We start from the raw sequence: 19,388 nt of genomic DNA, 5'->3' as shown, positions 1-19,388 counted from the left end.
ACAATGTTAGTCGAAGGACACTGTCACTGGGTTAGAACAAACAGTATCAGATACACACACTTGATATTCATAGCTTGGTAACTCAGCTTTACGCTCTACATCGCGATAGAAACCACGATCAGCGACTGTTTCAAGTAGTTCACCATTACGGTAGATGCTTACTTGATCAGCCACAGTTTGCCAGCTTAAATCAACACGCATAGTACCTAAACGCGTTTTGTTAGCACGTTTAACCGATAGCTCAATTTCAACATCAGATACCACAACCGTTTGCGTGAACGTATCTGTTTGACCTTCGCTATCTGTCGCAGTTAGCGTCACTTCATAGCTGCCTGCTTGTGCGTAAGTATGCATAGGATCAGCATCTGTTGATGATGCACCGTCACCAAAATCCCACGCCCAAGCAACGATATCGTCATTGCTATCTGTGCTGGTGTTAGTGAAAGTGACGTTTAAGCCTGATGTTTCAAATGCAAAGCCTGCTTGTGGCGGCTGCGGGCTCACTTCACCAATGGCGCTAAACGTCAGTGACCAGCTGTTTAAAGTACCGGTATCAGCAGACAGTACGTCTTTGACATTAAGTACCCAATCACCTGTCGTAACTTCGCCATTAAAGTTAGCCAGCGAGTAACTTTGTACTAAGTCATCTGCACCACCGCCAGACTGGCTGTGAAGTGTTGCCGTTGTACCTTGCGGCGACGTTAATGTAACGATTAAATCACCAATGTAAGTATGAGCAATATCAATACTTGCATCCGTTGAGAACACAGTAAGCTCATCAGCTACCGTAATCACTGAATCAATACCCGTGTCATTGTTATCTGGGATAGACACTGGTGTTTCATTTGAGAAAGTAAAGTCATTTAAGCCAACAGGGTTAACAAACAATGACGCACTGCTTTGTTTCGCTAACTCACCTGATGTAGCATCAACAACAAAACTATAACTACCCCATGCTGTTGCTTCTTGTGTTGGTACGGTGAGTGTAACTACATCACCTGGTACAGCTTCTGTTTGCGATAGTGTTGCGCCCGCTAAATCAGCTTGAAGAGCTAAGCTAACAACGCCTTCCCACTGGGCGATTGAACCAATTTCAAAGGTATAGGTTGCTGTTTCACCCGCGGTAATTTGCTGTGAACTTGGCGAAACTGAAATTTTGAAGCTCGGTGTTGGATCAGCTTGCTCAAGTGCTTGATTCACATTTAAGCGATTGCCAGACACTGTTTTGCCTTGCAGCGCTTCATTTTGGTCGCCGCTATTCATTAACAACTCTTTAAGTTCAAGTGCTGTTAAATCAGGGTTGATCGAAAGCACGAGTGCTGCTGCACCTGCAACATGCGGTGTTGCCATTGATGTACCAGAATAGCTAGCGTAACCATTGCCCGGTACCGTTGATAGAATTGCACTACCTGGTGCACCTAAATCAACACTTGTTAAACCCCATTGTGAAAAGCTCGACATGTTATCTCTGTTGTCAGTACTGGCAACTGATAACACGCTGTCATGCTCGTAGTTTGACGGATAGTGAGGGTTTTGATCGTTATCAACCGCATCGTTACCCGCTGCCGCTACAAATAGAATATCAGCTTGTTCACTTGCCGTAATAGCATCTGCCAGTGCTTGGCTAAAGCCACCGCCACCCCAGCTGTTATTTAACACACGTACATTTACGCCTTGGTTTTTAAGATCAACCATGTAATCGATACACTTAATTGCATCTGAGGTTGAACCTGTGCCATCTGCACTTAAGAATTTACAACCCACGATTGATACTTCGTGGTTTACACCGACAACACCCGTGCCGTTGTTACCAGACGCACCGATTGTGCCCGATACGTGAGTACCGTGGCCTTGGTCATCCATTGGGTCACCTGAGTCGGTAATCGCATTAATACCGTGCACGTCATCGATGTAACCATTACCATCATTATCGATACCATCACCCGGAATTTCGCCTGGGTTGATCCATGCGTTATCAGCTAAATCTTCGTGGCTGTAATCAACACCGGTATCAATTACACCAACAACAACTTCGCGGCTACCCGTTGAGATTGACCATGCTTCAACTGCATCAATGTCAGCATCGGCGACACCACCTGTTTGACCTTCGTTGTGTAAACCCCACAGCGACGAAAAATCAGGATCATTAGGTACACTGGCAATCGATACACGGTAGTCAGGCTCTACATATTCAATAGCAGCATGGTTTTGTAGACGCTTGATAGCTTCTTTGCTGCTCATACCTGCAATTTTAAATTTAGCTAAACGGCCAGACAAAATGGCTGAATAGTTATCATCGACGCCATCTTTGTTGATATCGCTGATGGTGGCTTTAACTAAGCTACGAGCATGGGCACGCATTGCAGCAGAGGTGCCTTTTTTATACATAACAAGTACAGAGTCTTCACTTGCACCAACGACGGTTGTTTTTGCTGGTGTGCTGACTTGTGCAGCACCTAAACATGGTAATAAGGCTAGGCTTAATACAGATAATTTAGTTTTCATATTTACTATCCATAATTAGTTGAACTGATCGAATCGCTATGACTCGACCACCAAAGCTCATTACTTCTGAATGATGAATATCACGTGGCATATTTCATAAATGGCAAATTGCAGATAACAGGCAAGAAAAAAAATGATGCTAAGTTTAAATCCATACTTTTTTGCTGATTGAATCAATAAAAATACGTCCAATTCACACTTTTTTGTGAAAAAAGCACCCTTAATGATCCATTAATATTTCTCCAACTTTTTTACTGCTTTTAAATAAAAAACCATACTAAAACCTATACAAACACACATAACCAATTGAAAATAAATAATTTATAAAAACCACAAAAACTGATGATTTTATATTATTCCAAATCTGTCTAAAGTAATTTCCTTGTTATTTGTATGACCTCATAGTCACAAATAACAACGTTGCTTCATTCACTTCTGATTGTTAGCTAACAGTTGAATATCACATAAATTAATCCGGCAAGGCATGCTGGTACATGGTTCTAAAAGCGAAAATAATAATTTTAGAGCTTTGATTAATAATAATTTAAAGGAAATAATCATGAAGTTAAGAAAGTCTCTACTCACCTGTGCAATCACTATTGCGTTAGGTTCAAGCTTCGCAGCAAGTGCAAACACAGATGATAAAGCTCAATCTAGCTCGGAGCTTGCAAGCCAAGTATCAACACTGGGTGTGTCAAACTCAATTACCCTAGATCAAGTATCGGTTACCGGTGTTGGTAACGAGGCGGTTATTGCTCAACAAGGTACAGGTCATCGTGCAGAAACAGTCAGTGTGGGTGATGGCAACATGGTTGAAGTAAGCCAAGCACAAACATCAAACTTATCTCTTATCTACAACACAGGTGACGATAATACGGTTTCGCACAGCCAAAACGGCACCATGAATGGCGCATTGTCTGAAACCGTTGGTATCGGTAATGCTATTCGCGTTGAGCAAGAAGGTGCAGGATTCTTTGGTGTTAACAACGAAGCTATCAACATCATGGTGGGTGATGAAAATACCGCAACTGTCACCCAAGGTGATGGCGGCCATTGGTTCTACAACTTTGACTTACAAGGTAACAGCAACACAATCAGCGCAGAGCAAAGCGGCTTACTAAATGAAGCAACGTTCAATGTAATTAGAGGTGATGACAACAGCATCGAAGTCATGCAAGAAGGTGTTTTCAATGCGTTTACCTCTGATGAAGTAATTGGCAACGGCAATGAAATTACTATTGACCAAACAGGTTTCTTCAACAGCGCTGAGCTTACTTCGCTGCATGGTGATTATAACGAAGTTGAGTTTGAGCAAGATGGTGACTCTAACAGCGCATTAGTTGCAGAAATCACAGGCAATGACAACGAAGTTAAGTCTGATCAAGAAGGTAACAGCAACAGCTTTGAGTCAGGCGTGATTGTTGGCGATGGCAATACATTATTGGTCAATCAAAAGCATGACAGCAATACTGCTGGCTTAGATGCTATTGGTAACGACAACGAACTCACTGCGTTCCAAAATGGTAACGGTAATGATGTGTACTTAGGTGCAATTGGCGATAGCAATGAATTTGTTGCTAACCAAATTGGTGACGCAAACAGTGCTCACGTTGCTAACTTCAATGGTAGCGACAATAACGTCGATATCGCTCAAGGCGGCAATGAAAACACGGTTCTAGTACAGTCTTCTTACCCAGACCAATCTCTATCTTCAAACGATAATGACATTGCAATTAACCAGTTAGGTGACCTAAACGAAGCTGCGTTAACGTTTGCAAGCGTACTTGATAGCAATAGCAACCAAGTCGCTTTCACACAAGTTGGTGAACTGAATGCAATCGACCTTTTTATGGAAGGTAGCAACAACTCTGTAGATATTAGCCAAACAGGCTCAGAGAACTTGGTTGCAGGTATCGGTGAAGGTGCATTCTTGCTAGGTGGTGAGGGTAACTCACTGGTCGTTGTACAAGACGGCAACGCAAACCTTGTTGAAGGCTCTATGATTGGCTCTAACAGCACAGTTGTTATCACTCAATTAGGTGATGGCAATGTCGCAACTGTAACCCAAGAATAATCGCTTAAGAGGGAGCTTTGCTCCCTCATTCCACTATGAAAATAATAAACTTACTACGTATATGTTGCATCGTGCTTGCAGCTCAAAGTACGACTAGTTTTGGTGAAGATCTCGAAATCGATGGCTTAGTACTCGATAGAAGTATTAGCCGATTTGGTCATCAATTTTATTTTGAATTTGCCAACCTATGGCGCGACTTACCTTCAACAGCAGGTTTTAATATCGAAATAAAAGAAACGGTATTACCCAGAGCGGGGACTCGACTTGCCTTAAAAATGAATAACCAAATAGTGTACGTCACTTACTTAGGACGTCGCTTAGAGCCATTAGATGAGCGTGTAAAACAAGCCATGTATAGCGTGATGGATGCCATGGCACGCAGTCAAATGCAGCAATCATCACCCGATATGGCAAAAGATGGATGGTAAAATGAAATACTTAACAACACTAATAATAATCCTCTGCCCTCTTTCTAGTTGGGCAACCGAACTCGTTTATACCCCAATTAACCCAAGCTTTGGTGGCAGCCCACTGAATGGCAGCATGCTACTTAACAAAGCGCAATCGCAAAATAAACACAAAGCGCCGGTTGTAGAACAGACCTACGGGGAAAAATTTCAAGATTCGTTAGAGCGTACCTACTTAAATAGAATGGTACGAGAAATCACAGATATGGCATTTGGTGACGAAATCGACGACAGCATCTTTAATGGTGACTCGACCTTTATGACGGGTGATTATGAAATTCAAATTATCACCAGTACCAGTGACACAATCACCGTTAGAATTACCAACACCGCTGATGGCACAGTGACAGTAATTGAAGTACCGAGGTTTGGATAATGAAGACACTCACATTAGCAGCAATGGTATTACTTCTGTCGGGTTGTTCATCAATGGGCAATTTAATCCCGCCGACTAAACAACTAGCAGACTCTCTTGAGCCAACCGAAACATTCCAGGCTTTGCAGGCCCTTCCTCAACCAATGGGAAGCATTCCTGTGTCAGTGTACTCATTTCGTGACCAAACTGGGCAATACAAACCACAGGCAAATGTAAGCTCATTTTCTACCGCAGTAACACAAGGCGCTAACTCTATTTTAGTGCAAGCATTGCATGAATCAGATTGGTTTATTCCGGTAGAACGCGAAGGTCTACAAAATATCTTAACTGAGCGTAAAATTATTCGCGCTGCGCAAGCCGAAAACGATAAGCTACCTGAATTACCACCGCTCACGACAGCTAAGATAATCTTAGAAGGCGGTATCATTAGCTACGACACAAATATCAAAACCGGCGGGATTGGTATGGAATACTTCGGGATTGGCGCATCAGAGTTATATCGTGAAGATGCAATCTCAATTTATTTACGCGCTGTCGATGTTCGCACAGGCCAAGTTTTGTTATCCGTTGCGACAAGCAAAAAAGTACTCAGCCAAGAAATGCGCGCAGGCTTCTTTCGCTATGTGAGCTACAAACGTCTTGCAGAAGCAGAAGCCGGATTCACCGACAATGAGCCTATGAGTATTTGCGTCACGCAAGCAATTGAAAAAGCGCTTAGCGACCTTGTATTAAAAGGTATTAACAAAGGCATTTGGTCTGCAAAAACGGTCTAATTTAATGAGTATATTATTGTGGCGCTGAACATCACAGCGCCCAATTTGAACTTTCTGCTTAATTATCCATCGAAATAAATACTTATAGCATTCAGTCAATTAGGTTTTATTTATGAAATGGATTACCTTCTCCAAATGCGCTTATTCTCTTATTGTTTTAGCCGCACTGATTACTCTAGTCATCACCATTGATAATTTTGACAGTTCAAAAAGCCTGCCAATTGGCTTTGTTTTATGGGGTATTTCGCCCTATTTATTAATGGCGTGGATGGTTGAACACAGTAAAACAAGAGTGACACAAATCGCCACGTTTATTGTCACTATTATGTGTGTCTTATTTGGTACTGTGACCTTAGGTTCAATCTATTTTTCTCATGATGCACAATCAGCACTGGTGTTTCTTTTTGCGCCATTATGGCAATGGCTGGGATTATTAATACTGTGTATTCCACTGTACTTTATGAATAAGCTCACATCTAAATCGAACCGAGGCTCGAATAATGGAAGCTAAACGGAAACATGATTTTGAAGGCTACTTGCTTGAATCTGGATTTTTAAGCATCGAGCAAGTGGCTGAAATAGTAGCAGAAATAGAGCAACTACCTTCTAATCACCCAAAACATGGTTTGCGTCATGCTGATAAAAAGTTAGCAACAGTAGCAAAGCTAATAAGAATGCCCTACTTACAACAAAAAGCCGCGCAATTTTTATCGCCGAATGCGCAGGTTGTGAGGGTCATTTTATTCGACAAAAACCCCGATAAAAATTGGCTTGTTCCTTGGCACCAAGACCGAACTATCGCAGTTAGTCAACAACACGATCTAACTGGCTGGAAATTTTGGTCTATTAAAGATGGGCAGCATCATGTACAGCCACCTCGAGAGTTACTTGATAATATGGTCACCCTGCGTATTCACCTTGACAATACTACGGCTGAAAATGGCTGCTTAAAAGTTATCCCTAACAGCTATCGAAATGGAATTTTATCTAAAGCAGAGATAGACGAATATGTTGCTAATAAAAAAGCCATTGACTGTATTGCACAGGCAGGAGATTTATTAGTAATGAAGCCCCTACTTCTGCACAGCTCAAGTAAAGCATTAAAGCCAACACACCGTCGAGTGATACATATCGAATATTCTGATCAAACACTACCACTGGGATTAAACTGGCTATAGTTTGTCACTGTGTATTTTGTAAAGACAAACTCACTGCCATGTAATTTTGTGCCCAATTAGCCAGCTCCACGCGGTTACGCGATGCCGTTTTCTTGAATGCACTGTACAGATGGGTTTTAACGGTATGGTCGCTGATATTTAAACGCTCTGCGATATCTCGATTACTCGCACCTTGGGCAAGTAAGTGAATCACTGATTTTTCTCGTTTAGTCAGTAAGCTGAGGTCAATATCTGTATTTACCGAATCGTTGCTGGCATTGAATTGGCTACGAGACATTGCTGACAGCATATGATTAAACGTAGTAGAAATACTTTTACGGCTAAAAAACAGCTCGCCATTGATCACTCTGACCAGCCCTGCAAAAATATCTTCAGGTGATTGATCTGCAAAAAACACCCCTTTAATGCCATTTAAAAGTAAGTTTTTTTCGCAAATTGCATTAGCGTCCGCATTAAAAATAACCACTAAATGTTGCTTAGCAAGTTGCACTAACTCAGCAGGTAATAAGTCTTTCCAATGTGCATCAGTGCTATCAATTAAATAAAGATTAAACTCATCGCGCATAGACTCATGAGGCAAGCTTGCATCGACTTTCACACGCATAAAAAACGCATCGAGTATTTTAATTAAATATTGATAATTTTGGCTGCGGTTTTGTAACCTTGGCTGTGTTTTTAGAAATACAGAAGTTGGTTGAATCATCTCATTTCTTCCTTGAAACATTTTATTCACAATACCCAATTTGGATACATGATTCAACCATTTATAAGCCTTTATTTTGGCAATTTACAACATTGCTAACCCATTTGGATGGCCAGACACCAAAGTTAACAGAATGTAAACCAACTATACCGCATCTCACCTTTTACAGCGAGTCATTGAGTAGTGTGTAAAAACGTGAAGTTACACCGTTTGTCCAACCAAACCCTTGCTGTACTGTGTATTCGCCACCACCTGCACGACTGACTAATTCGCACACATTATACTTTTCAAGCAGGCACTTATCCTCTGCAAAACGCATTTCGATCATACTCAGCCAGTTTTTCATGATCGCCTGTGCCTCGCTGACAAAGCCATACTCTGTTAAACCTTTTACAGCAAACCATTGCAGCGGCGCCCAACCGTTAGGACTATCCCATTGTTGTGGTGTACTACACAATGTTGTCACTAAACCACCGGGCTTTAAAAACTCACTCATCAGTTTTTGCTTCACTTGTTGAGCTTGTTGTACAGATGCAGCGCCTACAAACAAAGGAACAGCCATTGCCATCGAATCAACACTACTTTGCTGATTGAGTCGAATGTTGTAATCACGATAAACACCCGCCTCAGAATTCCAACAATAGGTATTAATTGCATCTAAGCGCAGTGTAGCCAGCTCAGCAATTGATTGACTCTTTTGTTCTTCACCAAGTAACCGATAAAAACGAGATAATGTATGCTCTAAGTTATACAGTAAGCTATTCAAATCAACCGGTATGATATTGGTTGTTTCAATGCTTTTTAGATCATTATGATCGCAAAGCCAACGGCTACTAAAGTCCCAGCCAGACTCGCATGCCGCACGAATATGTTGAAAATAACGTTGTTGCTGCTCAGTTGTTAGCCCTTCAGCGTCATGTAAATCTTCTTTTAATGACTCTGGACGAGGTGTTGCTGCACTATCCCAATAGCGGTTTAAAATAGCCTTATTAGGCATTTTTACAACACGCCTAATAGCAGGCGTTTCACTGCTAAGATCATTACAGCCTTGCATCCAAAATTGATACTCAGCTTCAAGTGCTTTGACGGCGTTTGCCAGCCAAGTTAAATCTGCTTCATGTTTATATTTAGCGTCCCATAGCATCGCTATCATTAACGCCAAAACAGGTGGTTGCGAGCGGGAGCTATAATAAACACGGTTACCATTTGGAATACAGCCATTACGTTCTTGTAGGTCTATAAAGTTATTAACCATGGCTTCAATGGTGGCTAGGTCGCCACAATCTTCTAAACCCAAAGCTGTAAAATAACTATCCCAATAATAAATTTCTTGAAAACGGCCACCCGGCACAATGTAATCAAACTGCAAAGGCATTAGTGAGCTTGCTAAATCTGTATCAGCATTGCGATGCAAATGCGGCCATAGGTCAAGAATATACTGTTTAACTGATGTGGTATCTAATTTCGCAGTCGGAATAGACTGATCAGCAAACACAAAGTTCGACATCACAAATTCACGCAGCGCATCACCTTTTAAAGGGCCTACAAGTTGATATAACTCACAAGCACTTTGCCAAGATAAGTTTGGCACTGCATCGGCAAACATTTTTGAATCAGCAAACACTTCTGCTAGCTGTACGTCTTTAAATAATTGGCTATTAACGAAGTTCATGATAATCCCTTATTCTGCGCTTGAAGCCGCTTGATACTGTGGTTTTAGAGTGATTTTCTTAAAAACTGAAACGGTGATTAATAGCAAGGCTATTGGCACTAATGTGAGATAAAATGCATGCTGACCACTAAATTTATCAAATACAAAGCCCGTAATAATTGAACCTGTTGTTCCACCTAGTGCAGAGAAAACCACAATTAAACCTGTCATAGCAGCGTGCTTGTGCTTAGCAAGTGAACTCAGCATCACAGAGTTAAGTAACGGGTAAATCGGTGCCATAAAAAAGCCAATCAACGGCAGCATGTATGCTGCAAAAGGCACATCAAACACACTTTTCACTTGACTACCATCAACATCGTGAGTCAAAGGCAGCACCAATAATACGAGCACACCCATAGCGACCAAGCAGCCCATTAATAAACTAAACCAACTAATAAACCTAAGTACTTGCCCTGCTACCAAACGACCAAGCGCTAACGCAGCTGCAAACAAACTAGCAAGTTGAATACTGACATCAACAGGCAATTTTAAAACTTGGTTATTAAAGGTCGGTAGCCAAGTGCCCACGCCTTGCTCTATTAGTACATACATAAATGCACTAACAACAAAAATAAGCACAAGGGGTTGGTAAGTCAGCTTTAACATATCTATAAAGTCATGAAGCTGCGATTGCTGATTAGTTTTTAGTTCTGGCGATTTTATTGGTGCCGCAAGCACAGAAACAAACGCCACCGCAACAATCGCTGCAAGCAAGTAATAAACATTCAACCAGTGGCTACTTTGCGGGTCATCAGCGTCTATAAATAACGCAAAAATCCAATAACCCGACAGCACACCTAGCATAAACACCCCTTCAATGGTGTTTAATAACGCTGAATGTTTATTTGCATTATCAGTCACTTGACCAATAACAGAGTAAACAGAGATTTTCATTACTGCAAAGCTACAACCAATTGCGGCAAAGAGCGCTTTTAATACCCAAAAGTCGGCAATGCTCGGAACAACCAAGCACATCACTGCAACCAGTAATAAAGCGCCAAGCATGGCAATTTTATAGCCTATACGAGGGATAAATGACGCCACTAAAAATGACACAATGGCAATACTAAGATCCTTAAATCCTTCAAGAACAGACGCCTGAGTTTTGCTTACATCTAAGCTATTGATTGCTTGTAAAATAACAGTGCCCACACTATTAAGCATAATAGCAAAGACAAAATAGCTGCATGCCAGCGCGATAGTTATTCTTATAGGATTCATTCACTTCAACCTACGATTATTTTTATTCAGTCTAGTTTAGCGCAAAACAAAATGCAAACGTTTGCATTTAAAATTACACATATTGCTAACATTTAATAGGCTTAGCGCTGGCTCGACTGCCTATTTACTAGTTCTATTTCAACAACTTGAGATTCTACCGACTGCCCTGCTAACTGGGCTAACAACTTTTCAACAAGAATAACTGAAGCGCGTTGAGTATTTTGTTTAATACTCGACAAAGAAGGATGACTGATATCTGCCATGGCAATATCATCAAAGCCCACGAGGGCAACGTCGTTTGGAATACTAATGTAACGCTCTTTCAGGGCTTTCATCGCACCAAAAGCCACCATGTCACTACATGCCATAATGCCATCAAAGCACAGCCCTTTTTCTACCAACAATTGGTTAATTCCTTTATAAGCAGCACTACTAGTAATATCGATAGAAACCACGTGAGGAGTTGCTTTGGCTTCATTAATAGCATCTAAATAACCACGGTGGCGTTCACTAATTTCAGCGTGCCCAGGGTCACCTAAAAACAAAATATTTTTAGCGCCATTTGCCAATAAGTGCTCAGTCGCTAGGCGACCCCCTAAATAATTATCGCTGCCAACAATTGGGTAACTGCTGGGTGTTTTTGGATCGCCCCACACAACTAGAGGAACACCAGCACTCGCTGCAGCTTCAATATTTGCTTGGCTTTTACCTTGGCCGACCACAATAATGCCATCGGCGCGGCGGCTATTAATAAAGTAATTTGCCCAATCATCGCTGGCCATAAACGAATTAGAAAGTAATAACTCTAAGCCAAATTTATTTAGCGCTAAATTTATTTCACCAACAATTTTAAGTAAGAAAGGGTCGTTAATAGACTGTTCTGTATCACCATCGAGGTTAATAATAACCGCAACAACATTGGTTTTTTGGGTGCGAAGGCGGCTAGCAGCCGTGTTTAAACTAAAGTTATGTTTTTTTGCTAACTGTTGAAGCTTGTCGCGAGTTTCCTTCTTTATCAATGGGTTATCATTGAGCGCACGGGAAACTGTCGACGTAGAAACACCGGCTAATTTAGCAAGATCAGCTAACTTTAATTTTCTATCATTCATGATACTGAAACACTGCTTTCCTTTAAAACATATGCTGGCAATATACCACCATTTTGACCAAATCGCTGCGCCAAAGAGCATAATATTTTTTCAGTAAGCAAAACAGACCAACTCACCCTGTGGGTAAAAAAAGGACAAAAAATTGAAAAAACAAATTGCAAACGTTTGCATAAATCTTTATGGTTTATAAAAGCAAGGTGTTAACAATTGCAAAATATTCGCTAATACATTGCTTTCAACAACATAAAAAATGGGAACACACAATGACAACTACATACACACGCAGTGCGCTAGCCTCTGCAATTTTGCTAGCTTTGAGTGGCCAAACAGTTATGGCCGAAGAGCAAACTGAGCAACCAGCTAAAGAAAAAGTAGAACGAATTATTGTATCTGGTACACCTGCAGGTATTGGCGTACGTAAAATTGATGCTGGCTATGCAGTAACCAATATCGATGCAGATCAAATTGTTAAATTATCGCCAAAAAGTACCGCTGATTTATTCAAAGCCGTGCCGGGTGTGTGGGTAGAAAGCTCGGGTGGTGAGTCTGGCGCGAACGTATTTGTACGTGGTTTCCCTGGTGGTGGTGATGCACCATTCTTAACATTAAGCCTTGAAGGTTCGCCAATTTACCCTGCGCCTACTTTGTCATTTTTAGAAAACTCGTCGTTATTCCGTTTAGATGAAACAATTGAAACAATGGAAGCACTGCGCGGCGGTCCAAACCCTGTTGTATCAAATGGCCAACCTGGTTTAACAACTAACTTCCGCCTTAAACGTGGTAGTGAAGATACCGAAGGTGTATTCAAATACACAACTTCAGATTACGACTTACAACGCATTGACGCTATGGTAAGTGGTGAGATTTCTGATGACTTATTCTTCATGGTGGGTGGTTATGTTAAAAGCTCTCCAGGTATTCGTGATGCTGGATTCACATCAGAAAAAGGCAGCCAGTTCACAATTAATATCACTAAAGAATTAGAAAACGGCACCATTAATTTATACACCCGTCAAACCGACGACCACGGTGCTTGGTACTTACCAACACCACTTAATGTTGACGGCGTTGACGCAAGCTACACGCAGCTGGGTACTTTAAATCGCCAAGCGACTATCTACACAGGCGCAAATAATGACGAGCAACAGATCGACTTAGGTGAAGGCCGTGGTTGGAAAGGTCATGTTTCTGGCGGTAGCATCAAACTTGAATTCGATAACGGTTGGAGCTTCACAGATCGCTTCAACATCACCAAAGGTGATGCAAACACGTACGGCTTAGTACCGGCAGGCTCTGCAACAACCGTTGGTGCGGTGGCTGATAACGGTGAAACAGCAACAGGTGCAGTAACTGGCACAGAATACGATGCAGACACAGCGGTTCAACAACTTGGTCGTTGGGTGGTATTAAAAGAAATTAGCGCATTCACCAATGATTTAGCATTTGCTAAAAAGCTTGATAATTTATCACTGGCCTTTGGTTATTACACAGCCAGCACATCAGCAAATGACTGGTGGAGCTTAGGTAACACAGCGTATCACGTCCTTGAAGCAGGCGGCGAAATGCTAGACGGCATCGAGTGTAATGCAAGTGTTGATGGTTGTGACTTCAACTACGATATCAACTCTACAGGTGATGCACGCACCAATGCCTTTTACACAACAGCCCAATATAAATTCAACGATGACTTTACGCTTGATGCCGGTGTTCGTTTTGAAAACCACGAAGTAGAATACTCGGTTGATGAAGGTCTTGATGGCGTAATCGATAAGTCTGTTCAATATGACGAAAGCAAAACATCGTGGACAACGGGTATCAACTACTCAATTAACGATGACATGGGTGTGTTTGCCCGCGTAAACCGTGGTTACAAAATGCCTTACTTTGACGACTTCCGCGATAACTTTAGCGCATACGAAGGTGGCGAAAAGTTAATTAAAGAAGTAACACAAGCCGAGTTTGGTTATAAGCTATTAACTGATAGCACCGATTTCTATGCAACATTCTTCACTAACGAAGTAAAAGGTGACACTTTTGTTCGTCGCCCAGGTGTACCAGCTGAAATCTTAACCAACGAAGCATACGGTATTGAGCTTGATTATAACTACAACCACGAATCTGGTTTCTCAGTTAACTTAAACTCAACGCTTCAAGAAACAGAAATCACAGAAAGCCCAAGCAACGAAGGTAACGAAAGCCAACGTCAGCCAAAATGGCAAGTACGTGTAACACCAAGCTATGACTTTGAAGTAAGCGATATGTATGCAACCTTATACGGCACAATCTCAGCGGTTGATGATCGTTGGGGCGACAACGAAAACACGGTTGTGTTAGAAGGTTACGAAAAAGTAGACATTGGTTTAATTGTTGAGCCTATGGAAGGTATTAAAGTGCAATTAGCGGTTGATAACTTAACTGACGAGCAAGGTATCACTGAAGGTGACCCTCGTAATGCTGATGCACCGAATGGTCGTTACATTATGCCTCGTACTACACGCTTAAGCATTAGCTACGAGTTTTAAGCGATTCTCCCAAACCCCTTGATTGAAAGAATCAATACCCAAGCCACAGTGTTTTATAACCTGTGGCTTTTTTGTTTTTCAATTAAGCAATGTAGGTGCTCTGCTAAAGACTTATGTGATTCAAGAATTAAATGCACACCTTCTTGCTGACTAGGCGTAGCGATTGCTGTGATATCCAAAAACAGAGTTTGCTGTTTCACACACACTTCAGAAAAAGCCTCAACTAGCTCGCTAGACTTTGCAGCCGCTCCAGCATAAATAGATTGATACGCGCCAACCTCATACACCGCCGGCGGGCTTAGTATCATTAGTTTGGGCAATTCGCGGTGCAGATAGTAGTTTTTTATATCTAAAATAAGTGCTTCGAGGGCATTGGCAATATCAGCAGCCGACAGTGCAAAACGGCGCTTTAAATCATTCGTGCCGAGCTGAATAACAATCATATCTAAATGATAAGCCGCTAAGTAGGGTTCTAAGTATTTAATGCCAAGTTTATCGCCACTGAAAGGCGGGTCGTTCACCAGTGTACGATTGGGTTGGCCGGCTTCAATAACTTGGTAGCCGGCACATAATTTAATACCCAGTAAACTAGGCCAGCGCTCATCGGCTGCAAAGCGCTTACCATCGACGGGCGAAATACCATAGGTGTTTGAGTCACCAAAACATAAGATATTCATTAGAATGGATTCAATGTGTAACCTTGCTGCTGCAACTGTGCATGCGCCGTCATTGCCGATAACGCCATTTGCACACCAGGAATAAGCTGCTGCTGTTTTACCTTCATGTGCGTTGCAGACTGCCCGCACACATACACAACGGTATTATGTGCCAACAATTGTGAGATCAATTGCTGATTTTTATTGTCACTGTCAAAGCGCTGTTTATAAAAACTGTTTTCCAGTACATCAACACTCGCGCCACCATGCACAACTAAAGCGAGTTGAATGTTCTCAGGCTTCACACCATGGGCTATATGCATATTAATGAACCTTGCTAATGAGTTCATTTTGTTATTCTGCGCCCCTTTTTCTGCCGCATCAGCTACATCAAACGCCACTTTAAAAACCGTTTGATCAGAGATTGGTGCATGGTTTGGCACATCATAATAAAAACCAAAACCTTTGATAGCAGGCTCAGCTTTCTCTGCATGACTAAACGAAGATAATAAGGCTAAAGATAAACCTAACAGTGTTGATCTCATAAAAGTTCCTGTTGTTTTTTACTCTAGCCTACCTTGTTTAAACCCGTTTAACTAGCATCAATATGTTGGTGCGCTTTAAAGTTCATGCCTAAGTAATTAAAGGTGTTTTTAAACATCTCGATAAACGCGTTAGGTGCGTGTGCAGATCCTGCATTTGAGAGCAATGAAAACTGCTTTTCACGCAGTTTTCTCAGTTTTGGCCTGAGTGTTTCATCATCCATGTAGTCAGTGATCCGGTCTAAAAATGCTTTAAACTGCGGTGTGGTGTTATACCAATACACTGGCGATGCTAGTACCCAGTGTTGATAATTCAACAGCGCTTCAAATACCGCATAAAAATCATCATTTATATATTGCTTATCGTAGCAATAAGGCGAGATAACATAGTCATCTAGACATACTACATCGCCGCCATATTGGGCTTTATAATCATTAACTTGTAAGCTCGTGTTACCCTTTTTTCGCGCACTTGAATAAATAATTACCGTATTTGTTATTGGTTTTTGTTGCATGACTATCACTCCTTTTTTATGATGTGCGCAGCGTAAAACCTCAAGCTAACTTTAGGTCAACACCTTGGAGAAAATTATGTCAGATAAGAAACTTATTGATGCAAACCTAGCGGTTGGCTTTGTGGCAAAACGCAGTGGCGTAAAAGTTTCAACCTTGCATTTTTATGAGGCGAAAGGACTTATTCGCAGCTGGCGTAATAACGGTAACCAGCGCCGCTATAAACCCGATGTATTGCGCCGAATTGCCGTAATAAAAGCTGCGCAAACCATGGGCATAACTCTTGAAGACATTAAACAAACGTTAAGCACCTTACCTGAGCAGCGCACACCCACTAAACAAGATTGGGCAGCCCTTTCAAAGGTCTGGCAAACGCAATTAGATGAACGCATTCAATACATGCAGCGATTGCGCGAGCGCGTTAACGGTTGCATTGGCTGCGGCTGTTTATCAATGGCCAAATGCCCTATCTACAACAAAGATGATTATTTAGGTGAAGAGCACAGCGGCGCTGTACTGTTAGAAAGAGATTAAGTTTATAAATAAAACAGCTGTGAGATACTAAATCAAAATAATAAAAGGAATTTAATAATGGATAAAGGAAATACTCCAAAGATCACTACCGCATTCAAAACCGTTGATAATAAAGAACTAAAAAGTACTGGTTTTTGGCTAAACCAATTATTCCTCGTTTTTTCAACTATTTTTGGGGTTTATCTTGCAGCCCAAAGTGGTTTAGAGCAAGCTTTAAAATTCGACTCATTCAGTAAAATGGAAGATAATTATTATCTTAGAACTTCTCTATATGATGAAGTTAAAGATAATGCTGAACATCTCAAAAAATTTGCTAACTTACTAGCAAAAAGCCCACCTAAGTCTGAACTTGAATATAACAAGCCAACCATCGAAAAGTATATTTGGCAGACCATGCAGTATTCACCCACAACCTTAGAAACGCCCAGTGAGTTCTTAACTGAAATTCGTCGTTTTTACAGCAAAAGTCAATTTATTATTGATGCAGCAATCAGTAGGAAAATGTCGGCTAAACATGCTTCAAAGCAGTTAAATGAAGCAGTTGATATCATAAATAACAAGACGTTACCAAACTTAAAAAGCAGTGCATTAAAGCTACAAAGTGAGCTGAGTAAGAATGGAATACAAATAAGCTCATTAAAAGAAAACGAAAAATAATAAGAAATGGGCATGCTAACCAGCATGCCCAATATGTTATTAATCTAAGCCATTTAGGCCGTCTTTTGCGGCGCGATAAAGAGCACCAAGAGTCGAGTCAAAAGCCCACTTAATAACACTGTATGTTAGTTCTACGGCTTTGCTAACAACTTTGCCAGCAAACACCAACATATGACCAATAAGACCCAGTGTTTGTGCAGCAAATGAGGCTGATGCTTTCGCAATTTTATCTAAAGTTCGAGCAAGCATGTCGTAAAATGTCAGGCCTGTTCCAATCGCAGCTTGTGCTGCAACAGCACTGTAATAACCAGCGTCTTTTAATAAGGTAACAAGCGCCGCACCTAATTTATCTGCCCAATGTGAATTGAATGATGCTTGATTACGATCTTCAAAATTTAAACGCACAGGTGTATTTAGATAATGATTCGCACGGATTGTCAGGTTGCCCCAATCATTACTATTTGCGGTATTGATGTAGCCAGGAGTCCCACTGAGTTTGTGGGCAGCACCTTTTAAACCTTGCCCGCTGTCTAAACGAATTTCTTGGCCCTGATAAGGAGCATGAGAAAATGGCCATAACGGCACTTTAGTGACAGGATCGGCACCATGAGTACAACGATAAATCTTATCGATTCTGCCTGTTGCGGCTCTTGAGAAGTTATCTAGACCAACACGAGGAGAGCCAAATGTATACAGTTTTACAGGTAACGAATATTCAGCTTTGATCCAATCTGCCGCTAACGTTGCAAGTGCACCACCTAAGCTATGGCCAACTAAATGTACGCATCCTGTTACTTTGTCACGTATATTTGCTGTTACAAACTCTTGCAGGCCCGGCTTCATGGTGTAAAACGTTTTATTAAACCCCGCATGAACCATACTACCGTTTGAACCACCACTTAAACCGAAGTTTGCATCTGTTAAACCATCTCTTAAAGAGGCCGTACCACGAATGGTGATAACAGAATCACCTTGAAACTCATTTTTTCCGTGTGCAACTAAACCAAAGCCTGTGCTTAAACCAAATAAATGAGAGAAAAACCCACCCGACACACCTTGTACAGCACTTGGGTTAATTGAGAAATTAAAATTATTTCGCAAAGATGCATGCAATGAGTGGTTAAGTAAATTAGTTGTTTTAATACTTTTTGCTTTATAAGCAAGCTCAGCGAGTTGCACCGCTTGAGTAGGCGTCAAGGTATTCATATAAGTTCCCTTTGTATGAGTCGTTTTAGGTTAAAGTTTACATGATGTATAAATCGCAAAAGTATGGCTTGTATCTTCTTCGATAGGAATATCGTATGTTTCTGGCTCTTTAGAAATATCGCATTCTAAATCAGCAAGTAATCGTTTGAGGGTTTGACTATTTTCATGAAGTGACACAAGTGTATACCACAATACTATTCCCTCTGGCGTGCCATTCTCTAAATAAATGTGCTGTACCAATGAGTCATTATCGAACATATTAGCTGGCTTACTGGTTTTAATTGTTTTTTCTGAAAACGTAAAATAGCCCTGTTCATCAGTTACTGTTTCGTCGATATATTCATCACCGTAAGTAAGCGAACGCATCACTTTGGTATTTGCAACAGGCTTCCCATCATCAAATAGCTGCCCTTTAACAGGGGCAGACAAAATAAAATCACTTTTATTAAAAAAACCAAACATATTCGCAAATACCTGTGTCGTAGTGAATAAAACAAATAATGTAGCAATTAATATAGCTAACTGCCTAACCCTTGATGAGAACACACCAAGCCTCCTTGCAATGCAATTTATGGCAACAAAAACCGTATTATGCTGATTTATACATTATTAATTTACGCAGAATAAAAACAACAAAACAG

The 19,388-nt window shown here is 41.1% G+C and carries 19 protein-coding genes; 9 read left to right on the top strand and 10 right to left on the bottom strand.

Annotation, left to right across the window (positions count from 1 at the left end; translation table 11 throughout):
- Positions 1-6 precede the first annotated feature (6 nt).
- Positions 7-2,505: a S8 family serine peptidase gene (locus C2M25_RS17735; RefSeq protein WP_105181754.1), complete on the bottom strand. Its 2,499-nt coding sequence runs from the start codon at positions 2,503-2,505 to the stop codon at positions 7-9.
- Between the two features lie 559 nt (positions 2,506-3,064).
- Between C2M25_RS17735 and C2M25_RS17730 the strand changes: the two genes are divergently transcribed.
- The 6 genes from C2M25_RS17730 to C2M25_RS17705 all read left to right on the top strand — a co-directional run bounded on the left by C2M25_RS17730 (position 3,065) and on the right by C2M25_RS17705 (position 7,373).
- Positions 3,065-4,579 carry a curlin gene (locus C2M25_RS17730; RefSeq protein ID WP_105173627.1) on the top strand — a complete coding sequence of 505 codons (1,515 nt, stop codon included), beginning with the start codon at positions 3,065-3,067 and terminating at the stop codon, positions 4,577-4,579.
- A 35-nt stretch (positions 4,580-4,614) separates the two neighbouring features.
- On the top strand, positions 4,615-5,007 hold the full coding sequence (locus C2M25_RS17725; protein ID WP_105173628.1) for a curli production assembly/transport protein CsgE: 393 nt from the start codon (positions 4,615-4,617) through the stop codon (positions 5,005-5,007).
- Complete coding sequence (locus C2M25_RS17720) at positions 4,997-5,422, top strand: curli assembly protein CsgF (protein WP_063701311.1); 426 nt, start codon at positions 4,997-4,999, stop codon at positions 5,420-5,422. The genes C2M25_RS17725 and C2M25_RS17720 overlap by 11 nt, the downstream gene beginning before the upstream one ends.
- Positions 5,422-6,195: a CsgG/HfaB family protein gene (locus C2M25_RS17715; protein ID WP_105173629.1), complete on the top strand. Its 774-nt coding sequence runs from the start codon at positions 5,422-5,424 to the stop codon at positions 6,193-6,195. Before C2M25_RS17720 ends, C2M25_RS17715 begins: the two co-directional genes overlap by 1 nt.
- 112 nt (positions 6,196-6,307) lie before the next feature.
- Positions 6,308-6,706, top strand: coding sequence for a hypothetical protein (locus C2M25_RS17710; RefSeq protein ID WP_105173630.1), 399 nt, complete (start codon positions 6,308-6,310; stop codon positions 6,704-6,706).
- Positions 6,696-7,373 carry a phytanoyl-CoA dioxygenase family protein gene (locus C2M25_RS17705; RefSeq protein WP_063701320.1) on the top strand — a complete coding sequence of 226 codons (678 nt, stop codon included), beginning with the start codon at positions 6,696-6,698 and terminating at the stop codon, positions 7,371-7,373. The genes C2M25_RS17710 and C2M25_RS17705 overlap by 11 nt, the downstream gene beginning before the upstream one ends.
- A 4-nt stretch (positions 7,374-7,377) precedes the next feature.
- Here C2M25_RS17705 and C2M25_RS17700 read toward each other — a convergent pair whose 3' ends face one another.
- The 4 genes from C2M25_RS17700 to C2M25_RS17685 all read right to left on the bottom strand — a co-directional run bounded on the left by C2M25_RS17700 (position 7,378) and on the right by C2M25_RS17685 (position 12,117).
- A complete protein-coding gene (locus C2M25_RS17700; RefSeq protein ID WP_063528060.1) occupies positions 7,378-8,076 on the bottom strand; it encodes a helix-turn-helix transcriptional regulator in 699 nt (232 codons plus the stop codon).
- Positions 8,077-8,239: 163 nt separating this feature from the next.
- Positions 8,240-9,748 (bottom strand): trehalase family glycosidase, encoded by a 1,509-nt coding sequence (locus C2M25_RS17695; RefSeq protein ID WP_105181753.1) that lies wholly within the window; start codon positions 9,746-9,748, stop codon positions 8,240-8,242.
- Positions 9,749-9,757: 9 nt separating this feature from the next.
- Positions 9,758-11,008, bottom strand: coding sequence for an MFS transporter (locus tag C2M25_RS17690; protein ID WP_063528058.1), 1,251 nt, complete (start codon positions 11,006-11,008; stop codon positions 9,758-9,760).
- 101 nt (positions 11,009-11,109) lie between these two features.
- Complete coding sequence (locus C2M25_RS17685; protein ID WP_063701328.1) at positions 11,110-12,117, bottom strand: LacI family DNA-binding transcriptional regulator; 1,008 nt, start codon at positions 12,115-12,117, stop codon at positions 11,110-11,112.
- 263 nt (positions 12,118-12,380) lie between these two features.
- Here C2M25_RS17685 and C2M25_RS17680 point away from each other — a divergent pair, with 263 nt between their 5' ends.
- Entirely contained in the window at positions 12,381-14,639 is a 2,259-nt protein-coding gene (locus tag C2M25_RS17680) for a TonB-dependent receptor (protein WP_054562535.1), read from the top strand.
- Positions 14,640-14,692: 53 nt separating this feature from the next.
- On the opposite strand, the gene C2M25_RS17675 is transcribed toward C2M25_RS17680, so the two are convergent.
- From C2M25_RS17675 to C2M25_RS17665, 3 genes are read right to left on the bottom strand one after another with little or no spacing between them, the layout of a single operon-like run.
- Positions 14,693-15,316, bottom strand: coding sequence for a GDSL-type esterase/lipase family protein (locus C2M25_RS17675; RefSeq protein WP_105181752.1), 624 nt, complete (start codon positions 15,314-15,316; stop codon positions 14,693-14,695).
- The gene (locus C2M25_RS17670; RefSeq protein WP_105181751.1) at positions 15,316-15,840 is read right to left on the bottom strand and encodes a DsrE family protein; all 525 of its coding nucleotides are present in this window, start codon (positions 15,838-15,840) and stop codon (positions 15,316-15,318) included. Before C2M25_RS17670 ends, C2M25_RS17675 begins: the two co-directional genes overlap by 1 nt.
- Positions 15,841-15,887: 47 nt before the next feature.
- Positions 15,888-16,352, bottom strand: a complete 465-nt coding sequence (locus C2M25_RS17665) for a flavodoxin family protein (protein WP_105181750.1) — start codon at positions 16,350-16,352, stop codon at positions 15,888-15,890.
- 76 nt (positions 16,353-16,428) lie between these two features.
- Between C2M25_RS17665 and soxR the strand changes: the two genes are divergently transcribed.
- On the top strand, positions 16,429-16,884 hold the full coding sequence (soxR, locus tag C2M25_RS17660; RefSeq protein WP_199775190.1) for a redox-sensitive transcriptional activator SoxR: 456 nt from the start codon (positions 16,429-16,431) through the stop codon (positions 16,882-16,884).
- 57 nt (positions 16,885-16,941) lie between these two features.
- The gene (locus C2M25_RS17655; RefSeq protein WP_228290567.1) at positions 16,942-17,541 is read left to right on the top strand and encodes a hypothetical protein; all 600 of its coding nucleotides are present in this window, start codon (positions 16,942-16,944) and stop codon (positions 17,539-17,541) included.
- A gap of 39 nt (positions 17,542-17,580) precedes the next feature.
- Here C2M25_RS17655 and C2M25_RS17650 read toward each other — a convergent pair whose 3' ends face one another.
- Positions 17,581-18,747, bottom strand: a complete 1,167-nt coding sequence (locus C2M25_RS17650) for a lipase family protein (RefSeq protein ID WP_105181749.1) — start codon at positions 18,745-18,747, stop codon at positions 17,581-17,583.
- Between the two features lie 30 nt (positions 18,748-18,777).
- Positions 18,778-19,209 carry a DUF4198 domain-containing protein gene (locus C2M25_RS17645; RefSeq protein WP_234003603.1) on the bottom strand — a complete coding sequence of 144 codons (432 nt, stop codon included), beginning with the start codon at positions 19,207-19,209 and terminating at the stop codon, positions 18,778-18,780.
- Between the last annotated feature and the right edge of the window lie 179 nt (positions 19,210-19,388).

It is taken from the genome of Pseudoalteromonas sp. T1lg21, from assembly GCF_002964625.1.
GTDB classification, from domain to species: domain Bacteria; phylum Pseudomonadota; class Gammaproteobacteria; order Enterobacterales; family Alteromonadaceae; genus Pseudoalteromonas; species Pseudoalteromonas gelatinilytica.
Note: the sequence above shows the minus strand (reverse complement) of the source record. Positions and strands in the feature narration are given on the sequence as shown.

What these genes read in the sequence shown, in the direction of transcription:
- C2M25_RS17735 (WP_105181754.1), bottom strand. Translation starts at nt 2,505, where the DNA reads ATGAAAACTAAATTATCTGTATTAAGCCTAGCCTTATTACCATGTTTA.
- C2M25_RS17730 (WP_105173627.1), top strand. Translation starts at nt 3,065, where the DNA reads ATGAAGTTAAGAAAGTCTCTACTCACCTGTGCAATCACTATTGCGTTA.
- C2M25_RS17725 (WP_105173628.1), top strand. Translation starts at nt 4,615, where the DNA reads ATGAAAATAATAAACTTACTACGTATATGTTGCATCGTGCTTGCAGCT.
- C2M25_RS17720 (WP_063701311.1), top strand. Translation starts at nt 4,997, where the DNA reads ATGGATGGTAAAATGAAATACTTAACAACACTAATAATAATCCTCTGC.
- C2M25_RS17715 (WP_105173629.1), top strand. Translation starts at nt 5,422, where the DNA reads ATGAAGACACTCACATTAGCAGCAATGGTATTACTTCTGTCGGGTTGT.
- C2M25_RS17710 (WP_105173630.1), top strand. Translation starts at nt 6,308, where the DNA reads ATGAAATGGATTACCTTCTCCAAATGCGCTTATTCTCTTATTGTTTTA.
- C2M25_RS17705 (WP_063701320.1), top strand. Translation starts at nt 6,696, where the DNA reads ATGGAAGCTAAACGGAAACATGATTTTGAAGGCTACTTGCTTGAATCT.
- C2M25_RS17700 (WP_063528060.1), bottom strand. Translation starts at nt 8,076, where the DNA reads ATGATTCAACCAACTTCTGTATTTCTAAAAACACAGCCAAGGTTACAA.
- C2M25_RS17695 (WP_105181753.1), bottom strand. Translation starts at nt 9,748, where the DNA reads ATGAACTTCGTTAATAGCCAATTATTTAAAGACGTACAGCTAGCAGAA.
- C2M25_RS17690 (WP_063528058.1), bottom strand. Translation starts at nt 11,008, where the DNA reads ATGAATCCTATAAGAATAACTATCGCGCTGGCATGCAGCTATTTTGTC.
- C2M25_RS17685 (WP_063701328.1), bottom strand. Translation starts at nt 12,117, where the DNA reads ATGAATGATAGAAAATTAAAGTTAGCTGATCTTGCTAAATTAGCCGGT.
- C2M25_RS17680 (WP_054562535.1), top strand. Translation starts at nt 12,381, where the DNA reads ATGACAACTACATACACACGCAGTGCGCTAGCCTCTGCAATTTTGCTA.
- C2M25_RS17675 (WP_105181752.1), bottom strand. Translation starts at nt 15,316, where the DNA reads ATGAATATCTTATGTTTTGGTGACTCAAACACCTATGGTATTTCGCCC.
- C2M25_RS17670 (WP_105181751.1), bottom strand. Translation starts at nt 15,840, where the DNA reads ATGAGATCAACACTGTTAGGTTTATCTTTAGCCTTATTATCTTCGTTT.
- C2M25_RS17665 (WP_105181750.1), bottom strand. Translation starts at nt 16,352, where the DNA reads ATGCAACAAAAACCAATAACAAATACGGTAATTATTTATTCAAGTGCG.
- soxR (WP_199775190.1), top strand. Translation starts at nt 16,429, where the DNA reads ATGTCAGATAAGAAACTTATTGATGCAAACCTAGCGGTTGGCTTTGTG.
- C2M25_RS17655 (WP_228290567.1), top strand. Translation starts at nt 16,942, where the DNA reads ATGGATAAAGGAAATACTCCAAAGATCACTACCGCATTCAAAACCGTT.
- C2M25_RS17650 (WP_105181749.1), bottom strand. Translation starts at nt 18,747, where the DNA reads ATGAATACCTTGACGCCTACTCAAGCGGTGCAACTCGCTGAGCTTGCT.
- C2M25_RS17645 (WP_234003603.1), bottom strand. Translation starts at nt 19,209, where the DNA reads ATGTTTGGTTTTTTTAATAAAAGTGATTTTATTTTGTCTGCCCCTGTT.